The following is a 16,677-nucleotide window of genomic DNA, read 5'->3' as shown; positions in this document are numbered from 1 at the left end:
TCGTGCCGCCCGCGAGGGTACGGCCGCCTTAGCTCAGTCGGTAGAGCGATTCACTCGTAATGAATAGGTCAGGAGTTCGATTCTCCTAGGCGGCTCCACTGCTCGACCTCCCACGCCGATCAAATGCCGGTGGCGCCGGCGACTCCCGTCCATAATCAGGAGTCGTTCCAGGTTGGGGGAGGAAACCGCATGTCGCAGCTGTTCGTGGCGCCAGACTTGCTGACGCTGGCGACCGCGGACGTCGCAGGCATCGGTTCCGGCCTCGAGGCGGCGCGGCTGGCCGCGGCTGCGCCGACTACAGCTCTCGCGTCGGCGGCCGCCGACGAGATATCGGTGGCGGTCGCCGCCCTCTTCTCCGGATTCGGCCAGCAGTACCAGGCACTGGGCGCGCAGACGGGGGCGCTGCTACAGCAGTTCGGGCAGTCGATCCAAGCGGCGGCCCAGACGTACGCGGCCGCCGAGGCGACGAACTCGTCACTGCTGGTCGGCTCCGCCATCGACCGCGTCACCGGGTTCATCGCTCGCCAATTCGCGATCTACGACTTCAGTGACCCGCGCGGCTGGGCCGCTTTCCTGCTGGACTACACGTGGGGGGCGCCGGGCACCGCACTGGGCTATGCCGTACAGATCGTCAACGATTCGACCCCGAATTCCAACTACGATGCAGCGCTGAGCGCGGTAGCGGGCTCGCACGTCTACCGGGGCGGCATCGGGCTCCCCGGCTATGCCACCACGTTCGGCAACGTCACTAGTCATCTCGGCTACAGCCCGAAGGCCGTGGATCTCATGCTCAACCATGAAGCACTGCACGTCTGGCAGAACCGGTTGTTCGGGCCGCTGTTCTCGGCCAGCTATTCCGCCTGGACTACGGGCGGAACGATCGCCGGTTACGGCTACTGGTTGTTGCACCCCGAGGAAGACTTGTCCCGCGTGATCACGACGCTGGCTTATTACGACAACCCCTGGGAGACATGGGCTTACCGCAACGACCATGCCTGGCCGCCGCCAGGGGCGATCCCCGCGCTGCTCTGGCCCTCCTAGGCGAATTCGGGTCGGCGCTTGTTCAGGAACGCGTCGATGCCCTCCCGGCCGTCGGGGCCACCGGCGCATGCCGCGATCATGCGGCCTTCGATCTCCATCTGTTCCTCCAAGCCGTTGCTGAAGCTCATGAGCAGCAGCTTCTTCACCGACGAACTGGAAAGTTTTGCCGCAGAGCTCATTTGGGTGACGAGAGCTTCGGCCCGGTCGGTCAGCGCGTCGTCGGGCACGGCCTCGGTGACCAGGTGCCACTGTGCCGCCTCCGTGGCCGACAGCCGTCGGTTGGTCAGCATCAGCTCCTGGGTGCGCCGCACTCCCACCAGCCGCGGCAGGTAGTACGACGAACTGCCGTCGGGGCTCAGTCCCGCCCTGGTGTAGGCCATCGTGAAGGACGCGGATTCGGCGGCCAGCACCAGATCTCCCATCAGGGCAAGGCTGAATCCGGCCCCGGCCGCGGCGCCGTTCACGGCGACGACCAGCACGGCGTCCATGCGGGCGAAGGTCGAGATCGCCCGGTGCAGGTCGTCGGCGATGCCCTTGACGAATCGGCCCGCACCCAGGGGCGAGCGCGCCATCGCCTGCAGGTCACCTCCGGCGCAGAAGAACCGGCCGTTGCCGGTGAGCAGGACGACCTTCGTCTCGGCGACATCGCAGCGGCTTGCCGCATCCATCAGCTCGCGGGCCATCACATCGTCGATGCTGTTCGCCGCGTCGGGCCGATTGAGCGCAATGCGTGTGACGGGCCCGTCCTGGGCGAAGTTGAGGGTCTCGTAGCTGGTCATCCTGGGATGCTAGCCAGGGCGGCTCAGCCGTCGGGCCCCGGTAAGCCGGCCGCGCCGAAGATCAGGCCCTTCGCGCCACCGGGCCCGCCGGTGCCGCCGACGGCGACGCCGAAGGGCGGACTGGGCACTCCGCCGGCCCCGCCGCTGCCGCCGGTGCCGAGATACTTCGCCGATCCGCCGGCCCCGCCGTCACCGCCGTCGCCCCCCGACCCGCCGACTCCGCCGACCCCGCCGGCTCCACCACCGCCGGCATTCCCGCCCGTGCCGATCCATCCGGCGTCACCACCCCGGCCGCCGGCGCCACCGTCGCCGCCGACGCCGGCCGCGACACCTGCGGCCTCACCGCCCTGGCCGCCGGACCCGCCCACGCCGCCGTTGCCGTACAGCAGGCCTGCGGCGCCCCCGGCTCCACCGGCGCCGCCATTGCCCCCTACGCCGCTGCCACCCGCCAATCCACCCAAGCCCCCGGCACCGCCGTTGCCGCCACCGCCGAACAGGAAACCACCTTGGCCGCCGGCGCCCCCGCCGCCGCCGGTGCCGCTGAGTGCGCCGACTCCGCCCGCACCACCGATGCCCCCGAAGCCGATCACCCGGGCGGCCCCGCCGGCGCCGCCGAAGCCGCCGCCCAGTCCGCCGGATCCGCCGCCACCGCCGTTGCCCAGCAGCCATCCGCCGGCGCCGCCGGCGCCGCCACCGGCTCCGCTGCCGCCGGTTCCGCCCCGACCGCCGTTGCCGATCAAACCCGCCTCGCCGCCGGCGCCGCCGGCCTGAGCGGCCCCGCCGGCCGCGCCGTTTCCGCCGTTGCCGAGCAGCAGGCCGCCGGCCCCGCCAGCGCCTCCCGGCGTCGTGGCATCGGCCCCGTTTCCGATCAACGGCCGGCCCAGCAGCGCCTGGGTGGGCGCATTGATGAGGTCCAGCACCGGCTGCAGCGGACCGGCGTTGGTGGCTTCCGCCGCGGCGTATACCCCGGCGCCCGAGGTCAGCAACTGCACGAAGCGGTCGTGAAAAGCCTCGGATTGGGCGCTCAGCGCCTGATACTGCCGCGCGTAGCCGGAGAACAGCGCCGCTACCGCCGCCGACACCTCGTCGGCTCCGGCGGCCAGCACGGCCGAGGTGGGCGGCGCCGCGCACGCGTTGGCGGCGCACAGCGCCGACCTGATACCCGCCAGATCCGTTGCCGCGGAGGTTATCAGCTCCGGAACCGCAACAAGGTTCGACAACGCTGCCCTCCCACTCGGACTGGTCGACAAGAAGGGTATCGGGATCGCCCGTCAGAACGTTTCATTTCGGCGGCTCAGAGCGGCGCCAGAAACCCCACCGGTCCCGAGGCCAGGCACAGCGACAGCGCGGCCGTCGTAGCCCGTACCGTGATCGCGCTCCCGGCGCCCGGCAACCGCGCGTACACACGATTGAGTCCCGGGTGCACCGGCACCTTGACCTCGGGCCCCTCCGACAGCGCCAGCATCATCGAGCCGTCGGTGTTGCCCAGATAGTTCAGCTCGACTGTCCAGTCGGCCGGCAACAACGGCCCGTCCAGAACCATGCGGGCCGGCTGATCGGGCTGGGCGAAGTAGCCGCAGTTTGCAACGGGACCGGGTGTGATGGTCCGCACCCAGGTCACCCGGGCGCCGGCCAGTTTGCCCTTGCTGTCCAGCATCCGCAATTGCGTTGTCGCCGAGGCAAATTCGGGTCGATCGCGGACCAGGGCGAACATGTGGCTGGCCAGATTCTCCGGCCACGCCACCCGTTGCAGCACCAACGGATCGACCTCCTGGTCCAGCAGTGGCACCGCGGAATCGGTGGCCGCCAGGCCGGCTTGAGCGTTCTTCAGGTACGGCTCGGCCGGATTGTCGCGCCAGGACGTGAGAAACGTCAGCGTCGAATGCAGGCTGCTGGCCAGAAACAACAGCGCCGCAACGCTTGTCAGTGCGGTACGCGTCCGCGAGGTGTCCAGCCACCTCGACGACTCCCGGTTCGGCGCAGTGAAGGCGACGGCGGCCAGCAGCGCGAGCACGACGACCAGATCGGGAAAATAGCGCAGCGTCTGCGCCAGTTCCAACGCGGTGAACCGCGACGACCGCATCAGATAAATCGGCACCTGGCAAGCGACCGCGTACCCGGCCGCGGTGAGCCAGACCAACCCGATGCGCCGTTTGCGGATCAGCGAAACAGCGAGCAGCCCAACCAGAATGAACCAACCCAGCAGCATCACCGACGTCGGTGGAGTGGCCCAGGGGGAGGCCGGGGCCCAGCGCGCCCAGTCCCACGGCCCGCCCGCCAGTCCCGGCACGATGCCGTGGGTGACCGACCGGCGTAACAGGGCCCCGGTCATCGCCAGATCCGAACTCCAGCGTCGCTGGTTCACCACCGCCAGGTACAGCGCCACCCAGCCCGCGGTCAGCGCCAGCGACGCCACCCACAACCGCAGACCGCCGCGCCACGTCGTTCGCAGGGCGGCCCGGTCCCCGGACACGTGGCACAGCAGCGCCACCACCGCGAACGCGACGAACGGGATCACCGCCGCCTTCTCGAAGAACAGCAGGCCGCCGAAGTAGACCAGCACACCCGTGACCGCGTAGCGCGCGTTGCCGGTACGGACCAGCAGCACGGCGTCGCCGCAGACCCAGGCCAGTGCCGTCAGCATGGGCAGCGAGTTGAGCGCCGCCGACCACCAGGCGAAGCCGGTGATCCCCAGTGGCGTGAACAGTGCGAACGTCAGCGGGATCAGCAGCACCGGACGCCAGCCCAGGACCACGTACAGGGCGCGTAGCAGCGACAGCGACGCGATTAACTGCAGCACCACCAGGCTGACCGCCGGCCACGTCCAGACCAGCGGGGCCAGCCGGGTGATCGCCCCGGCCACCAGGAACGCGCCCGGCATGACGTGTCCGTCGTGGTCGTCGAACAGGTACGACGGCGAGAGCAGGCCCTGGGTGCCGGCCCGGCCGATGAGAATCAGATCGTCCCAATAGAAGTAGCCACCGAACGCCAACACGGCACGAACGCCCAGCTGCGCGACGATCAGCGCGGCTGCCACCGCGGCGACTCTGTATGGTGGGCCGGTGCGAGCACTGGTCACCGGGGCAGCCGGTTTCATCGGGTCGACGCTAGTCGACCGTCTCCTGGCCGACGGGCACACGGTGGTCGGCCTGGACAACTTCGCCACCGGCCGGGCGACCAACCTGGAGCACCTCGCCGACAACCCGGAACACGTCTTCGTCGAGGCCGACATCGTCACGTCGGACCTGGACGCCATCCTCGGTGAGCACAAGCCGGAGGTGGTCTTTCACCTGGCCGCGCAGATCGACGTCCGGCACTCGGTGGCCAACCCGCAGTTCGACGCCTCGGTCAACGTGATCGGCACCATCCGGCTTGCCGAAGCGGCCCAGCGTGCCAGAGTGCGCAAGGTGGTGCACACCTCGTCGGGCGGGTCCATCTACGGCGTGCCGCCGCAGTACCCGACGCCCGAAACGGTGCCGACCGACCCGTTCTCGCCCTATGCCGCCGGGAAGGTGTCCGGGGAGATCTACCTGAACACCTTCCGGCATCTGTACGGCCTGGACTGCTCGCACATCGCGCCCGCCAACGTCTACGGGCCGCGCCAGGACCCGCACGGCGAGGCCGGCGTGGTGGCGATCTTCGCCCAGGCCCTGCTGGAAGGCAGGCCCACCAAAGTCTTCGGTGCCGGCTCCAACACCCGCGACTACGTGTTCGTCGACGACGTCGTCGACGCCTTCGTGAAGGCGGCCGGGGATGCCGGGGGCGGGCAGCGTTTCAACGTCGGAACCGGCATCGAGACCTCGGACCGTCAGCTGCATACCGCGGTCGCGGCTGCGGTCGGCGGCCCCGACGACCCGGAGTTCCATCCGCCGCGGCTGGGCGACCTGAAGCGGTCATGCCTCGACATTGCCAGGGCCGCAGAGGTTTTGGGCTGGCGGCCACAGGTGGGGTTGGACGAGGGTGTGCGGCGCACCGTGGAGTACTTCCGCCAGCACAAGCACGCCTAGACTTCGGGCGTCTGCGCTCCCTCGAGCGCGATCGCGCGAGCCAGCCGGGCGTAGCGCAACTCCAGGTCCTTGAAGCGCATGTAGGTGCTGAGCGTGGTGAAGCTGAACGCCATGATCAGCCCGTAGAGCATGAGGTCGGTGCCGCGCCGCACGCCGAACCAGTGCGCCACCAGCGTGGTGTCGTCCGGTCGCAGTACCGCATAGACCCCCAGCAGCACGAACAGGACGTAGCCCACTTTCACCCAGGCGCGGGCCCGCGCACTGCGCCGCGACCGCAGCAGGAACACCAGCAGCGCGATGATCGAGCCGATCAGCAGCACCTGGATCCAGTTCATTCTCCGGTCCTTTTCATCTCCGCATCCTCCCTCGCAGAAAACCGTCGAAGATGATGTTGACGCCGTTGAGCAACGGCTGCCCCTTGGACTTGGAGTACTCGGTGTAGAGCACCTCGACCGGCACTTCGGCCACCCGCCAATGGTTTTCGGCGATCATCATGACGATCTCGGTGGCGTGGCTCATGCCGCTCATGGTGATGTTCATGCCGTCGGCGACGGTCTTGTTGAACACCCGCAGGCCGTTGTTGGTGTCGGTCAGGCCGAGCCGGCGCCCGCGGCGGCTCAGCCGCGCGGCGGTCTGCAGCACCATGCGCTTGAGGAACGGGGGCCGGTTGGTGACCTGCTGGCCGAACCGGGTGCCGATCACAATGTCGACGTCGCCCTGCTTCAGCCGGTCGATCATCGTGGTCACGTCCTTGACGCGGTGCTGTCCGTCGGCGTCGAAGGTGGCGAAGACCTGGGCGCCGGGCTGGTTTCGGGCGTATTCCACGCCCGTCTGGATCGCCGCACCCTGGCCCAGGTTGATGGGATGACGCACCAGGAACGCGCCAGCCTGCCGGGCGATCTCGCCGGTGCCGTCCGCGCTGCCGTCGTCCACGCAGACGACGTGGTCGAAGACCGTTCGCAACTCGGCGACGACCTCGCCGATGACGGCGGCTTCGTTGAAGGCGGGGACGATGATCCAGGCGTCGGAGTAATCCATTTTCAGGGCCATTTCAAGGCCAAAATTACACGCGTCCGCCGCGTCCGAGCGCGACCAGATGGACGGCGATTCCCACCATGGGACCGCACAGCAGGCCGATGACGGTGCGGGTCTCCAGTGCCATTGGCAGCGCCAGCAGCAGCCCGGAGGCGACGGTGGCGCTGACCCAGCCCAGCGAGTACGCCCGGTGCAGCGCGGCCGCCACCGACGCGGCACCGGTCAGGGTCAGCAGGGCGATGGCGACGGCGGCGGCCGTCAGCCAGGCCAGCAGCGCGCTACTGGCCTGGTACTGGGAACCGAACGCGAACCGCAGCAACCACGGCCCCACCAGCCCGGCCAGCAGTACCCCGACCCCGCCGATCCCGGCGATGAGCAGGGCGGGCGAGATCAGGGCCCGCAACCGGTGGCTGCGCTCATCGACGAAATGCGCGATCAGGTTGCCCTGCATGGCGGTCAGCGGGACCAGCAGCGGCGCCCGGGTCAGCGTCACCGCCAGAATCACGACGCCGCCCTGGGCGCCCAGCTCGGTAGACGTCAGCTTCAGCAGGACCGGAAACCCCATCACCAGGATGGCGCTGGCGCCCGCCGCGGTGATCGAGTGGGCCGCGCCGCGCAGAAACGTCGCGGTGCTGCCGGGCGTCAGCACACGTGCCGCTGTACGGGCTGTCGGCGAGGTGGCCAGGATGATCAGCCAGGCCACCGCCCCCGCGACCGTCGCCCACAGAAACCCGACCAGCCCCCAGCTGAGCACAAAGGTCGCCGTCGCGACCGCCACCCGGATGACGGCGTCGGTCACCATCAGCGCGCCGTACTGGCCCCACCGGTTGACGCCGGCGAGCGTGCCCAGCAGCGTCGCGTGCAGGCAGAAACCCGCCAGTCCGACGCTGAGCAGGAGGACCGACAGCCAGCGGTCCTCGACGAAGACTCGTCCGCTCCACAGCACCGAGCTGCCCGCGATCAGGACGGCAGAGGCCAGTCCGACCATGCCGGCGACGCGCAGCGGATGCGTTCGTTCGCCGTCCGGGAGCACGTCCAGGTACTGCATCGCGCGGACCTCGCGGGTCGTTTCCTGAAGCAGGCCGTTGGCGGCGCCGGTGACCAGGCCGAACGCTCCCCAGAAGACGCCGAAGACAGAGAAGCCGCCGGGTGCCAGGTTGCGCGCCGCCAGATAGATCACCGCATAGCCGCACAGCGCGGTCACCGCCGTTGCGGTGCCGACCCGGGCGACGCTGCCGCGTGCGACCGGGCCCACCGACGCGCCGGTGGCTCCGGTGGTACCCGCGCCGTCCGTCACCGTCGCGACACTATCGGACGCGGACTTCAGTGCCCTTCGGCCTGGAACCGCTCCACCGACCGCTGCACCTCAGCCTCGGCCTCGTCCCGGCCCACCCAGTCGGCCGCCTTGACGAACTTGCCCGGCTCGTTGTCCTTGTAGTGCTCGAAGAAGTGCTTGATGTCGTCCAGCTCGTATTGGGGGACGTCGCCGATGTCCTGGACGTGATCCCACCGGTGGTCACCGGCCGGCACGCACAGCACCTTGTCGTCGCCGCCCTTCTCGTCGACCATCCGGAACATCGCCACCGGCCGCACCTCGATCAACACGCCGGGGAACACCGGCTGGGGCAGCAGCACCAACGCGTCCAGCGGGTCACCGTCCTCACCGAGGGTGTCCTCGATGAAGCCGTAATCGGCCGGGTAGGCCATCGGGGTGTGGAGGTAGCGGTCCAAGCGCACGCGGCCGGTCACGTGATCGATCTCGTACTTGTTGCGCTGGCCCTTTGGGATTTCGATGGTCACGTCGAATTGCACGGGTACACAGTAGTCGAGCAGGTGCCGCGGCAGTGCTCTACGGCCGATTCGGCAGAATGGGTCTCGAAAAGCAGAGCTACGACGCGATCGCTGAGGAATTGATGGGGCCCAAACGCTGGCGCAAGTCCACCCACGTGCTGGTCGGGCTCGTGGTGCTGGCGTTCGTCGCGGCCGTGGTGGCCGCCGCGGTGCTCTTCACCACCGGTGGTCACGGACCCAACGGAGCGCGCTCACCCGTGCCGCCGCCCCGGCCGCCGACGGTCAAGGCGGGGGTGAGCCCGGTGGCCGACAATGCCGCCGCACCGAGTTCGGAAGGCGTGACGGCGGCGCTGGCGCCCGCGGTGGCCGATCCGAATCTCGGCAAGCTGGGCGGGCGGATCACCGACGCCATGACCGGCAAGGAACTCTGGCGGCAGCTCGACGACCTGCCGATGGTGCCGGCCTCGACGAACAAGGTGCTGACCGCGGCAGCGGCCCTGCTCACCCTGGACCGGCAGGCCCGCATCAGCACCAGGGTGGTGGCGGCGGGTCAGGCCGCGCAGGGGCCCGTCGTGCTGGTGGGCGCCGGCGACCCGACGCTGTCGGCGGCACCGCCGGGTGTGGAGACCTGGTACCGGGGTGCCGCCCGGATCAGCGACCTGGTCGAACAGGTGCACCGCAGCGGCATGACTCCGACGGCCGTGCAGGTCGACACCTCGGCGTTCAGCGGTCCCGGGCTGGCACCCGGCTGGGACCCGGCCGACATCGACAACGGCGACGTGGCTCCGATCGAGTCCGCGATGATCGACGCCGGACGCATCCAGCCGACCACCGTCAACTCGAGACGGTCCAAGACCCCGGCACTGGATGCCGGACGCCAGCTGGCCATTGCCCTGGGCCTCGACCCTGCGCAGGTGACAATCGGGTCGGCGCCGGCCGGCGCGCGCCAGCTCGCGGTGGTGCAGTCGGCGCCGCTGATCCAGCGGCTGTCGCAGATGATGAACGCCTCGGACAACGTGATGGCCGAGTGCATCGGCCGTGAGGTGGCCGCGGCCATCAATCGGCCGCAGAGCTTCACCGGTGCGGTCGACGCCGTCACCAGCCGGCTCAACACGGCCCACGTCGACACCGGCGGCGCCGCACTGGTCGACTCCAGCGGGTTGTCGGTGAACGACCGTCTGACGGCCCGGACCCTGGACGGCGTGATGCAGGCCGCGGCCGGACCGGATCAGGCGTCGCTGCGGGCGCTGCTGGACCTGTTGCCGATCGCCGGCGGCAGCGGCACGCTGGGCGAACGTTTCCTGGACCGGTCCACCAACCAGGGCCCGGCCGGCTGGCTGCGCGCCAAGACCGGGTCGCTGACGGCGGTGAACTCGCTGGTCGGGGTGCTCACCGACGCCAGCGGACGGGTCCTCACCTTCGCCTTCATCTCCAACGACGCCGGCCCCAACGGCCGCAACGCGATGGACGCGCTGGCCACCAAGCTGTGGTTCTGCGGGTGCGCGACATGAGTCCGTCATCGTCCGGCCTGTCGATGGGCAATGCCGTCGACTGGCGGTTCGCCGCCACGGTGGGGGAGAAGCTGGCCCGCGGGGGGCCGGTCACCTCTGATTACACCCGCCGGCAGGTGATGGAGGAGCTGACCCGGGCGGCCGAGCAGGCCGAGCCGCCGGTCCGCGAAGTTACCGGTCTGATCACCGATGACACGGTGCCTCCGGCCCGCATCGTGGACCGGCCGGAATGGATCCGGGCGGCCGCCGAGTCGATGCGCGCCATGACCAACGGCGCCGAAAAGCCGCACAGCTTCCTCACCGGCCGGCTCACCGGAGCCCAGACGGGTGCCGTGCTGGCCTTCGTGTCCTCCGGCATCCTCGGCCAGTACGACCCGTTCACCAGCCCGGACGCCGGCACGCTGCTGCTGGTGTATCCCAATGTCATCGCCGTGGAGCGGCAGCTGAAGGTCGACCCGTCGGATTTCCGGTTGTGGGTGTGTCTGCACGAGGTGACCCACCGGGTGCAGTTCACGGCGAACCCCTGGATCGCCGGCCATATGTCGAGCTCGCTGGGCCTGCTGACCCAGGAGCCCGCCGAGGACATCCGCGAGGTGGCCGGCCGGCTCGCCGACTTCGTCCGCAACCGGGGACGCGACGAATCCCACCCCGAAGGAATCCTGGGACTGGTGCGCGCCGTGCAGTCCGAGCCGCAGCGTCAGGCCCTCGACCAACTGCTGGTGCTCGGGACGCTGCTGGAAGGCCACGCCGAGCACGTGATGGACGCCGTCGGGCCGGTGGTGGTGCCCTCGGTCGCCGCCATCCGCAGCAAGTTCGACGAACGTCGACAGCGCAAGCAGCCGCCGTTGCAGCGGTTGTTGCGTGCGCTGTTGGGCTTCGAGGCCAAACTCAGCCAGTACACCCGCGGCAAGGCGTTCGTGGACCACGTGGTGGACCGGGTCGGGATGCAGCGGTTCAACGCGGTCTGGACGGGCCCCGAGACGTTGCCCCTGCCCGCCGAGATCGATCACCCACAGCGATGGATCGACAGGGTGCTGTAGCCCAACTGCGCAGGGCAGTAAGCGAATTCGCGCAGACCCAGCTGGGTGGAACCGATCGTTGGAGCGTGGGGCTGTCCGGCGGGCCGGATTCGCTGGCGCTGACCGCGGTTGCGGCGGGCCTGCTGCCCACCACCGCCCTGATCGTCGACCACGGCCTGCAGCAAGATTCCGCATCCGTTGCCGAAACCGCACGGCAACAAGCTCTTTCGCTCGGCTGTGCCGCGGCGAAGGTGCTGCGTGTCGAGGTGACGTCGGATGGCGGCCCGGAGGCCGCCGCACGCACAGCCCGCTACGGCGCGCTGGAAGCCCAGCGGGACGGGCCGGTGCTGTTGGCGCACACGCTCGACGATCAGGCCGAGACGGTGTTATTGGGGCTGGGCCGCGGCTCCGGGGCCCGGTCCATCGCGGGCATGCGTCCGTACGATCCGCCCTGGTGCCGGCCGCTATTGCGGATACGGCGGGTGAGCACCCACGCCGCCTGCGCCGAACTGGGCCTGACACCCTGGCAGGACCCGCACAACGTGGACCGGCGGTTCACCCGTGCCCGGCTGCGGAGCGAGGTTCTGCCGCTGCTGGAGGACGTGCTGGGCGGCGGTGTCGCCGAGGCGCTGGCTCGCACCGCGACCGCCTTGCGTGAGGACACCGACCTGATCGACGCGCTCGCCGCCGAGGCGCTCACCGACGTCTCGACCGGAGCTGGGCTGGACGCGGCTGGCTTGGCCGCATTGCCTGCCCCCGTGCGCCGCCGCGTGATCCGCAGCTGGCTGCTGGCCGGCGGGGCGGTCGGACTGACCGACAAGCAGATCCGGGCAGTGGACGCGCTGATCACGGCGTGGCGGGGCCAGGGCGGGGTGGCGGTCGGGTCCAGGCTGCGGGGTCAGCGCCTCTTCGCGGGTCGCAGCGACGGCGTACTTATGTTGCGCCAGCAGGCAATTTGACGCCTGCGTTGGTTCTTCTCAGGTAGGCGTGGCACGCTGTGCTCGTGACGGCGGAGCTGTACCCGGGGGACATCAAGTCGGTACTGCTCACCCAGGAGCAGATCCAGGGCCGCATCGCTGAGCTCGGCCGACAGATCGGCGAGGACTACCAGGATCTGGCGGCCATCACCGGCCAGGACCTGTTGTTGATCACCGTGCTCAAGGGCGCTGTGCTTTTCGTGACGGATCTGGCGCGCGCCATTCCGCTGCCGACCCAGTTCGAGTTCATGGCGGTGAGCTCCTACGGGTCCTCGACGTCCTCGTCGGGAGTGGTGCGCATCCTCAAGGACCTCGACCGCGACATCCACGACCGCGACGTGCTGATCGTGGAAGACGTGGTGGACTCCGGCCTGACCCTGTCCTGGCTGTTGCGCAACCTGACCAGCCGCCACCCCCGCTCCTTGCGGGTGTGCACGCTGCTGCGCAAGCCGGAAGCCGTGGGTGCCAACGTCGACATCACGTACGTGGGTTTCGACATCCCCAACGACTTCGTGGTCGGTTACGGCCTGGACTACGACGAGCGCTACCGGGACCTGTCCTACATCGGCACCCTGGACCCTCGCGTCTACCAGTAACTAGTCCAGCTCCCACACCGCGGTCACCGAAAAACTTACTGTTTGCTGGCCGGGTTCCAGCGGCGCCATCGCGGCGCGCGGCGCGGGCTGCGGGCCGGGCGGGGGCGTCGCGCCGGAGGCTTCCGAAATGGACAGCACCTTGCCCAGGCTGAGGCCCGAGAGCTGGGCATACTGCCGGGCACGGTTCTTGGCGTCCTCGAAGGCGCGTGCCCGAGCGTCCTTGAGCAGCTGCGAATCGTCCGCGATCGAGTAACTCACCGAGCCGATCCGGGTGGCGTCGCCGCCCGTGCTGACGATCAGGGACAGCAGCTTGGACGCGGCATCTGTGGGATGAATCTTGATGTCGATCCCGTTGGTGGCCCGGTAGCCGGCGATCGTGGCGGATCCGGCGGATTCAGGCGTGGTGTATTGCGGTTGCAGGCTGACCTGCGTGGTGCGGATATCTTTGCGGTCCACGCCGGCCCCCTGCAGGGCATTGATCACCGCTTGCTGGCGGTCGTTGGTCTGATTCATGGCGGTGGTGACGTCGGGTGCGGTGAATTCGATGGCCACGGCGGCGGTAAGGGTGTCCGGGACGCCCTGCACCTGCCCGGATCCGACCACAGTCACCTGCCGCGGTGTGGTCGCTGGTGACGGCGCCGCAGTGTGCGAGTCGCAGGCCGACAACGTGACCAGGGCGAGGCCCGCGGCGGCAATCGACCTGCGGGCGCGGATTGCGATCGGCATGCCTGGCACCTTAGCCGCCCGGCGCCGACGGCAGGGCCAGCAAAGGACCTAACCGGCTCGCTGGCGCATGCCCATTTCAGGTTTCACCCAACGCGACTTCAACAATTCGGCAAAGCGGTAGGCCGGTCGCTCCGCATTTCCGCCGGGTACGGAGGAGTCGTCGTAGTCATTCGCCTATCGAGATCATTGCCCGACGCGCGCGCGGTCAGATTTACCTGGCGATTCTGTGACAGGGCGGCGTTGCGCAGGGGCAGGGTGCCGTATCTCTGCGGACCGTCATTGCGCATGCGGCCGTACGCGCTTAAGTGCTGGCGCACAGTGTTTTTGATCACAGTGGCAATGGGGGAGGTGTGCAGGCCCGGGGGCGCGACCGGCTGCGCCCATACCGCATTAAATAGATTATGGAGTCAGAATCCAATGGATTCATATGATTCTCAAATCATATTTGAAACAAATATGATTCATAACAATCTCGATTGTCTCCTGCGTTTATCGGGAGGCAAATGAATAATTGCTAACTCGGCAATGAACAGGCTGTAGGAAGCCTGTTGTTGTTTCCGCCCGCTTGCTTAACGTGAGTTCAGATCCGCTAACGCGTCCGATGACGACGAAGTCATTGGGCGCGCAACGCTGTGAGTGCACATTGCAATCAGGGAGGAACCTTCATGTCGCTCGTCTACGCAGAGCCCGACACATTGGCTGGTGCCGCGGGGGAGTTGCAGTCCATCAACGCGGCCATGCGCGCCGGCAATTCGGCTGCCGCCGGCCCGACCACGGTGATCGCTCCGGCCGCGTCCGACCTGGTGTCACTGCTGACCGCCACCCAGTTCGCCAATCACGCGAACCTCTATCAGGAGATCGGCGCGCACGCGGTGGCGGTGCAAGAGCAGCTCGCGGCCACCCTGGGGCTGTCTGCCGCCTCGTATGGGATTACCGAAGGCGCCAACGCCGCCACGATCGGTTAGGGCGACCTCATGATTGACTTCGCAGCTCTTCCGCCCGAGATCAACTCGGCGCTGATGTATGCCGGTGCGGGTTCGGGGCCGATGCTGTCCGCCGCCGCCGCGTGGGACGCGCTGGCCGGTGAATTGCAGTCCGTTGCGGCCTCATATGGAGCGGTAGTCGTCAGCCTCACCGACGGGCCCTGGCAGGGGCCGTCGGCGGCTGCCATGGCGGCCGCCGCAACGCCGCAGATCGCGTGGCTCAACAGCGCCGCCGAAAAGGCCGCGCTAAGCGGTTCGCAGGCTGCTGCCGCGGCGAGTGCCTACGAGGCCGCCTTCCTGGCCACAGTCCCGCCGCCGGTGGTCGAGGCCAACCGGACGCTGCTGGCGACGCTTCTGGCGACAAACTTCCTCGGCCAAAACACCGCTGCCATCGCGGCGACCGAGGCGCAATACCTGGAGATGTGGGCGCAGGATGCCGCTGCAATGTACGGCTACTCCGGCGCGTCGGCGGCGGCAACCGCCCTGCCGCCCCTGACTCCTCAGTACATAGCCACCAGCCTGGCCGGCCTGGGTGCCCAGGTCAACGCGCAGTTCAACGCCCTCAACTCGGCCGCCGCGGCAGCGGGATTGCACGAGATTCCCAAGGCCTTGAGCCAGATGGCCGGTCTGACCAACACCCCGCCCTGGCTCGCCAACCCGCAGGCGGCCCTGGGTCTGACCGGACATACCTGGAACGCCACCGGTGACGGGATTGTCATCAACGGGATGCTCGGTGACGTCGTTGAGGGTCTCACCGGATCGGCGACGGTCGACGCCAGCACCGCGTTCGACACCTACATCAGGATGGTTTCTCCCTTCCGTCTCAGCACGACCGCGATGAAGGACCTTGACGGTCTCTTCCACAGCGCGTTTCCCGCTGCTTCCAAAGCTGCCGAGGGTGCCGCGAAGGCGGCCGAGGGAGCGGCGGCGGCCGTTGCCCCCACCTTCGGCAGCGGTCTGGGCAATGCCTTGGGCGGAATCGCCGGCGCGGCCGGCAACGCGGCCAAGGTCGGCGCGATGTCGGTTCCCGCCAGCTGGATCAGCACGCCGGCTGCGAACCCGATCACGGTGGCACTGAACGGAATGAGTGGTGCGGCCGCAGCCGAACCCGCCACCGCTGCGTTCGGTGGGTTGCCGATGGTGCCGGGCGCCGGCACTGGCCGGAGCGTGGCGAACTTCGCAGCGCCGCGCTACGGCTTCAAGCCGACGGTGGTCGTACAGCCTCCGTCCGGGGGATGACGAAAAGACCGGCGCAGTAGCATCTTCGAACCGAACGGCGGCAGCACAAGCTGCCGCCGTTCGGCATTTGCAGCACCGCGGCCAAGGTGGTGAAGAACTCGCCTCATTGGCGGGCCCGACCTGACGCCGCTGGTGCAGCTCCGCCCCAGAAGGGGCGAAAAGGCCTGCGCCGTAACAGCTTCAACTGCAATGGCGTCGGCGTAGGCTACGTCCGTTCAGCATTCGTTGTGCCGCAGGCGAAGTCGTGAGATGTTCGCTCGCCGGGTGTTCACCTGCGCAATTCTCTTCGCGCACTGGACTATTTGGTTTCTTCTCTGTGCACCGCAGAATTCCTGGGATGCCAACCTGGTGCGTGCCAACAGCAAATCTATTGGCGGACAACAACTATGGCAAGAAGGGCAGTATAGTCCGCAACCGCGACCTTCTCAGATCCTCATGCATAGTCCATAGAATGCGGCATTTTAACACTGAGATGCGTTGCCGTGGATGAATAGTTGTCAACTCGACGATGAACAGGCCGCGAGAAGCCTTGTGTTGCCAGCGGGGGGCTCCCATAGCCTGGCCAGTGGCCGCTTCGCAGACGTTCGGGCGTAGGAGTGCGGCGTCGCCGTCAGTGAGCTGACAACGGGGGAAATTGCTTCCACAACATGCATTTACGGGAGGAAACATGTCACAAGTGATCGCACGGCCAGAGATCGTGGCCGGAGTCGCTGGTGAGTTGCAATCGATCAACGCCGTGGCGCGCAGTGGGGACGAGTTCGCGGCAGCACCGACCACCGGGGTAGTACCTGCTGCGGCGGACATGGTTTCGGTACTGACCGCTACCCAGTTCGCCGCGCACGCAAAGCTCTATCAGGTCATCAGCGCTCAGGCTGCCGCCGTTCAGGACGAGCTGGCCACCACCTTGGCCGTCTCCGCCGGCTCGTATGCCGATACCGAGGCCGCCAACGCGGCGACGATCGCCTAGCGGGGG

Annotated in this window: 16 protein-coding genes, 1 tRNA gene and 1 pseudogene; 10 read left to right on the top strand and 8 right to left on the bottom strand. The window is 68.4% G+C overall.

Translation table 11 applies throughout. The features are described 5' to 3' along the window. Positions 1–22 precede the first annotated feature (22 nt). Positions 23–98, top strand: a tRNA-Thr gene (locus QXH22_RS25955). Between the two features lie 91 nt (positions 99–189). Beyond that, positions 190–1,041, top strand: coding sequence for a PE family protein (locus tag QXH22_RS25950; RefSeq protein ID WP_306247184.1), 852 nt, complete (start codon positions 190–192; stop codon positions 1,039–1,041). On the opposite strand, the gene QXH22_RS25945 is transcribed toward QXH22_RS25950, so the two are convergent. From QXH22_RS25945 to QXH22_RS25935, 3 genes and pseudogenes are all read right to left on the bottom strand, one after another. After that, positions 1,038–1,820 (bottom strand): enoyl-CoA hydratase/isomerase family protein, encoded by a 783-nt coding sequence (locus QXH22_RS25945; RefSeq protein WP_306247186.1) that lies wholly within the window; start codon positions 1,818–1,820, stop codon positions 1,038–1,040. The two genes, QXH22_RS25950 and QXH22_RS25945, sit on opposite strands and share 4 nt — an antisense overlap. A gap of 26 nt (positions 1,821–1,846) precedes the next feature. Beyond that, a pseudogene (locus QXH22_RS25940) lies at positions 1,847–3,040 on the bottom strand (PE family protein); the annotation flags it as partial. A 74-nt stretch (positions 3,041–3,114) separates the two neighbouring features. Next, a complete protein-coding gene (locus QXH22_RS25935) occupies positions 3,115–4,917 on the bottom strand; it encodes a hypothetical protein (RefSeq protein ID WP_306277432.1) in 1,803 nt (600 codons plus the stop codon). Between QXH22_RS25935 and QXH22_RS25930 the strand changes: the two genes are divergently transcribed. Beyond that, positions 4,883–5,827 carry an NAD-dependent epimerase/dehydratase family protein gene (locus tag QXH22_RS25930; protein ID WP_306277431.1) on the top strand — a complete coding sequence of 315 codons (945 nt, stop codon included), beginning with the start codon at positions 4,883–4,885 and terminating at the stop codon, positions 5,825–5,827. The genes QXH22_RS25935 and QXH22_RS25930 overlap by 35 nt on opposite strands. On the opposite strand, the gene QXH22_RS25925 is transcribed toward QXH22_RS25930, so the two are convergent. From QXH22_RS25925 to QXH22_RS25910, 4 genes are read right to left on the bottom strand one after another with little or no spacing between them, the layout of a single operon-like run. Continuing rightward, entirely contained in the window at positions 5,824–6,162 is a 339-nt protein-coding gene (locus QXH22_RS25925) for a DUF2304 domain-containing protein (RefSeq protein ID WP_306247192.1), read from the bottom strand. The two genes, QXH22_RS25930 and QXH22_RS25925, sit on opposite strands and share 4 nt — an antisense overlap. Positions 6,163–6,175: 13 nt before the next feature. Continuing rightward, on the bottom strand, positions 6,176–6,877 hold the full coding sequence (locus QXH22_RS25920; RefSeq protein ID WP_306247195.1) for a glycosyltransferase family 2 protein: 702 nt from the start codon (positions 6,875–6,877) through the stop codon (positions 6,176–6,178). A gap of 13 nt (positions 6,878–6,890) precedes the next feature. After that, entirely contained in the window at positions 6,891–8,189 is a 1,299-nt protein-coding gene (locus QXH22_RS25915; RefSeq protein WP_371934333.1) for a hypothetical protein, read from the bottom strand. Further along, positions 8,186–8,674: an inorganic diphosphatase gene (locus QXH22_RS25910; protein ID WP_306247199.1), complete on the bottom strand. Its 489-nt coding sequence runs from the start codon at positions 8,672–8,674 to the stop codon at positions 8,186–8,188. Before QXH22_RS25910 ends, QXH22_RS25915 begins: the two co-directional genes overlap by 4 nt. 101 nt (positions 8,675–8,775) lie before the next feature. Here QXH22_RS25910 and dacB point away from each other — a divergent pair, with 101 nt between their 5' ends. From dacB to hpt, 4 genes are read left to right on the top strand one after another with little or no spacing between them, the layout of a single operon-like run. After that, a complete protein-coding gene (dacB, locus tag QXH22_RS25905) occupies positions 8,776–10,164 on the top strand; it encodes a D-alanyl-D-alanine carboxypeptidase/D-alanyl-D-alanine-endopeptidase (RefSeq protein WP_306247986.1) in 1,389 nt (462 codons plus the stop codon). Beyond that, the gene (locus QXH22_RS25900) at positions 10,161–11,204 is read left to right on the top strand and encodes a zinc-dependent metalloprotease (protein WP_306247201.1); all 1,044 of its coding nucleotides are present in this window, start codon (positions 10,161–10,163) and stop codon (positions 11,202–11,204) included. The genes dacB and QXH22_RS25900 overlap by 4 nt, the downstream gene beginning before the upstream one ends. After that, positions 11,183–12,142, top strand: a complete 960-nt coding sequence (gene tilS / locus QXH22_RS25895; RefSeq protein WP_306247203.1) for a tRNA lysidine(34) synthetase TilS — start codon at positions 11,183–11,185, stop codon at positions 12,140–12,142. The genes QXH22_RS25900 and tilS overlap by 22 nt, the downstream gene beginning before the upstream one ends. Before the next feature lie 38 nt (positions 12,143–12,180). Next, positions 12,181–12,756, top strand: a complete 576-nt coding sequence (hpt, locus tag QXH22_RS25890) for a hypoxanthine phosphoribosyltransferase (protein WP_306277429.1) — start codon at positions 12,181–12,183, stop codon at positions 12,754–12,756. On the opposite strand, the gene QXH22_RS25885 is transcribed toward hpt, so the two are convergent. After that, the gene (locus QXH22_RS25885; RefSeq protein ID WP_306277428.1) at positions 12,757–13,482 is read right to left on the bottom strand and encodes an SIMPL domain-containing protein; all 726 of its coding nucleotides are present in this window, start codon (positions 13,480–13,482) and stop codon (positions 12,757–12,759) included. A gap of 665 nt (positions 13,483–14,147) precedes the next feature. Between QXH22_RS25885 and QXH22_RS25880 the strand changes: the two genes are divergently transcribed. The 3 genes from QXH22_RS25880 (at position 14,148) to QXH22_RS25870 (ending at position 16,671) form a co-directional block, all read left to right on the top strand. Then, on the top strand, positions 14,148–14,447 hold the full coding sequence (locus tag QXH22_RS25880; protein ID WP_306247209.1) for a PE family protein: 300 nt from the start codon (positions 14,148–14,150) through the stop codon (positions 14,445–14,447). Positions 14,448–14,456: 9 nt separating this feature from the next. Further along, a complete protein-coding gene (locus QXH22_RS25875; RefSeq protein ID WP_306247211.1) occupies positions 14,457–15,704 on the top strand; it encodes a PPE family protein in 1,248 nt (415 codons plus the stop codon). Between the two features lie 667 nt (positions 15,705–16,371). Further along, on the top strand, positions 16,372–16,671 hold the full coding sequence (locus tag QXH22_RS25870; protein ID WP_306247213.1) for a PE family protein: 300 nt from the start codon (positions 16,372–16,374) through the stop codon (positions 16,669–16,671). Positions 16,672–16,677 lie beyond the last annotated feature (6 nt).

Source organism: Mycobacterium sp. TY814, from assembly GCF_030755175.1.
Lineage (GTDB): Bacteria > Actinomycetota > Actinomycetes > Mycobacteriales > Mycobacteriaceae > Mycobacterium.
The sequence above is the reverse complement of the archived record's forward strand: the minus strand, read 5'-3'. Positions and strand labels throughout refer to the sequence as shown.

Bases quoted from the DNA above. Each gene is read 5' to 3' on its own strand.
- QXH22_RS25935 (WP_306277432.1), bottom strand. From the start codon at position 4,917: ATGAAACCGGCTGCCCCGGTGACCAGTGCTCGCACCGGCCCACCATAC.
- QXH22_RS25920 (WP_306247195.1), bottom strand. From the start codon at position 6,877: ATGGCCCTGAAAATGGATTACTCCGACGCCTGGATCATCGTCCCCGCC.
- QXH22_RS25900 (WP_306247201.1), top strand. From the start codon at position 10,161: ATGAGTCCGTCATCGTCCGGCCTGTCGATGGGCAATGCCGTCGACTGG.
- dacB (WP_306247986.1), top strand. From the start codon at position 8,776: ATGGGGCCCAAACGCTGGCGCAAGTCCACCCACGTGCTGGTCGGGCTC.
- QXH22_RS25870 (WP_306247213.1), top strand. From the start codon at position 16,372: ATGTCACAAGTGATCGCACGGCCAGAGATCGTGGCCGGAGTCGCTGGT.
- QXH22_RS25885 (WP_306277428.1), bottom strand. From the start codon at position 13,482: ATGCCGATCGCAATCCGCGCCCGCAGGTCGATTGCCGCCGCGGGCCTC.
- QXH22_RS25875 (WP_306247211.1), top strand. From the start codon at position 14,457: ATGATTGACTTCGCAGCTCTTCCGCCCGAGATCAACTCGGCGCTGATG.
- QXH22_RS25925 (WP_306247192.1), bottom strand. From the start codon at position 6,162: ATGAACTGGATCCAGGTGCTGCTGATCGGCTCGATCATCGCGCTGCTG.
- QXH22_RS25950 (WP_306247184.1), top strand. From the start codon at position 190: ATGTCGCAGCTGTTCGTGGCGCCAGACTTGCTGACGCTGGCGACCGCG.
- QXH22_RS25945 (WP_306247186.1), bottom strand. From the start codon at position 1,820: ATGACCAGCTACGAGACCCTCAACTTCGCCCAGGACGGGCCCGTCACA.
- QXH22_RS25880 (WP_306247209.1), top strand. From the start codon at position 14,148: ATGTCGCTCGTCTACGCAGAGCCCGACACATTGGCTGGTGCCGCGGGG.
- tilS (WP_306247203.1), top strand. From the start codon at position 11,183: ATGGATCGACAGGGTGCTGTAGCCCAACTGCGCAGGGCAGTAAGCGAA.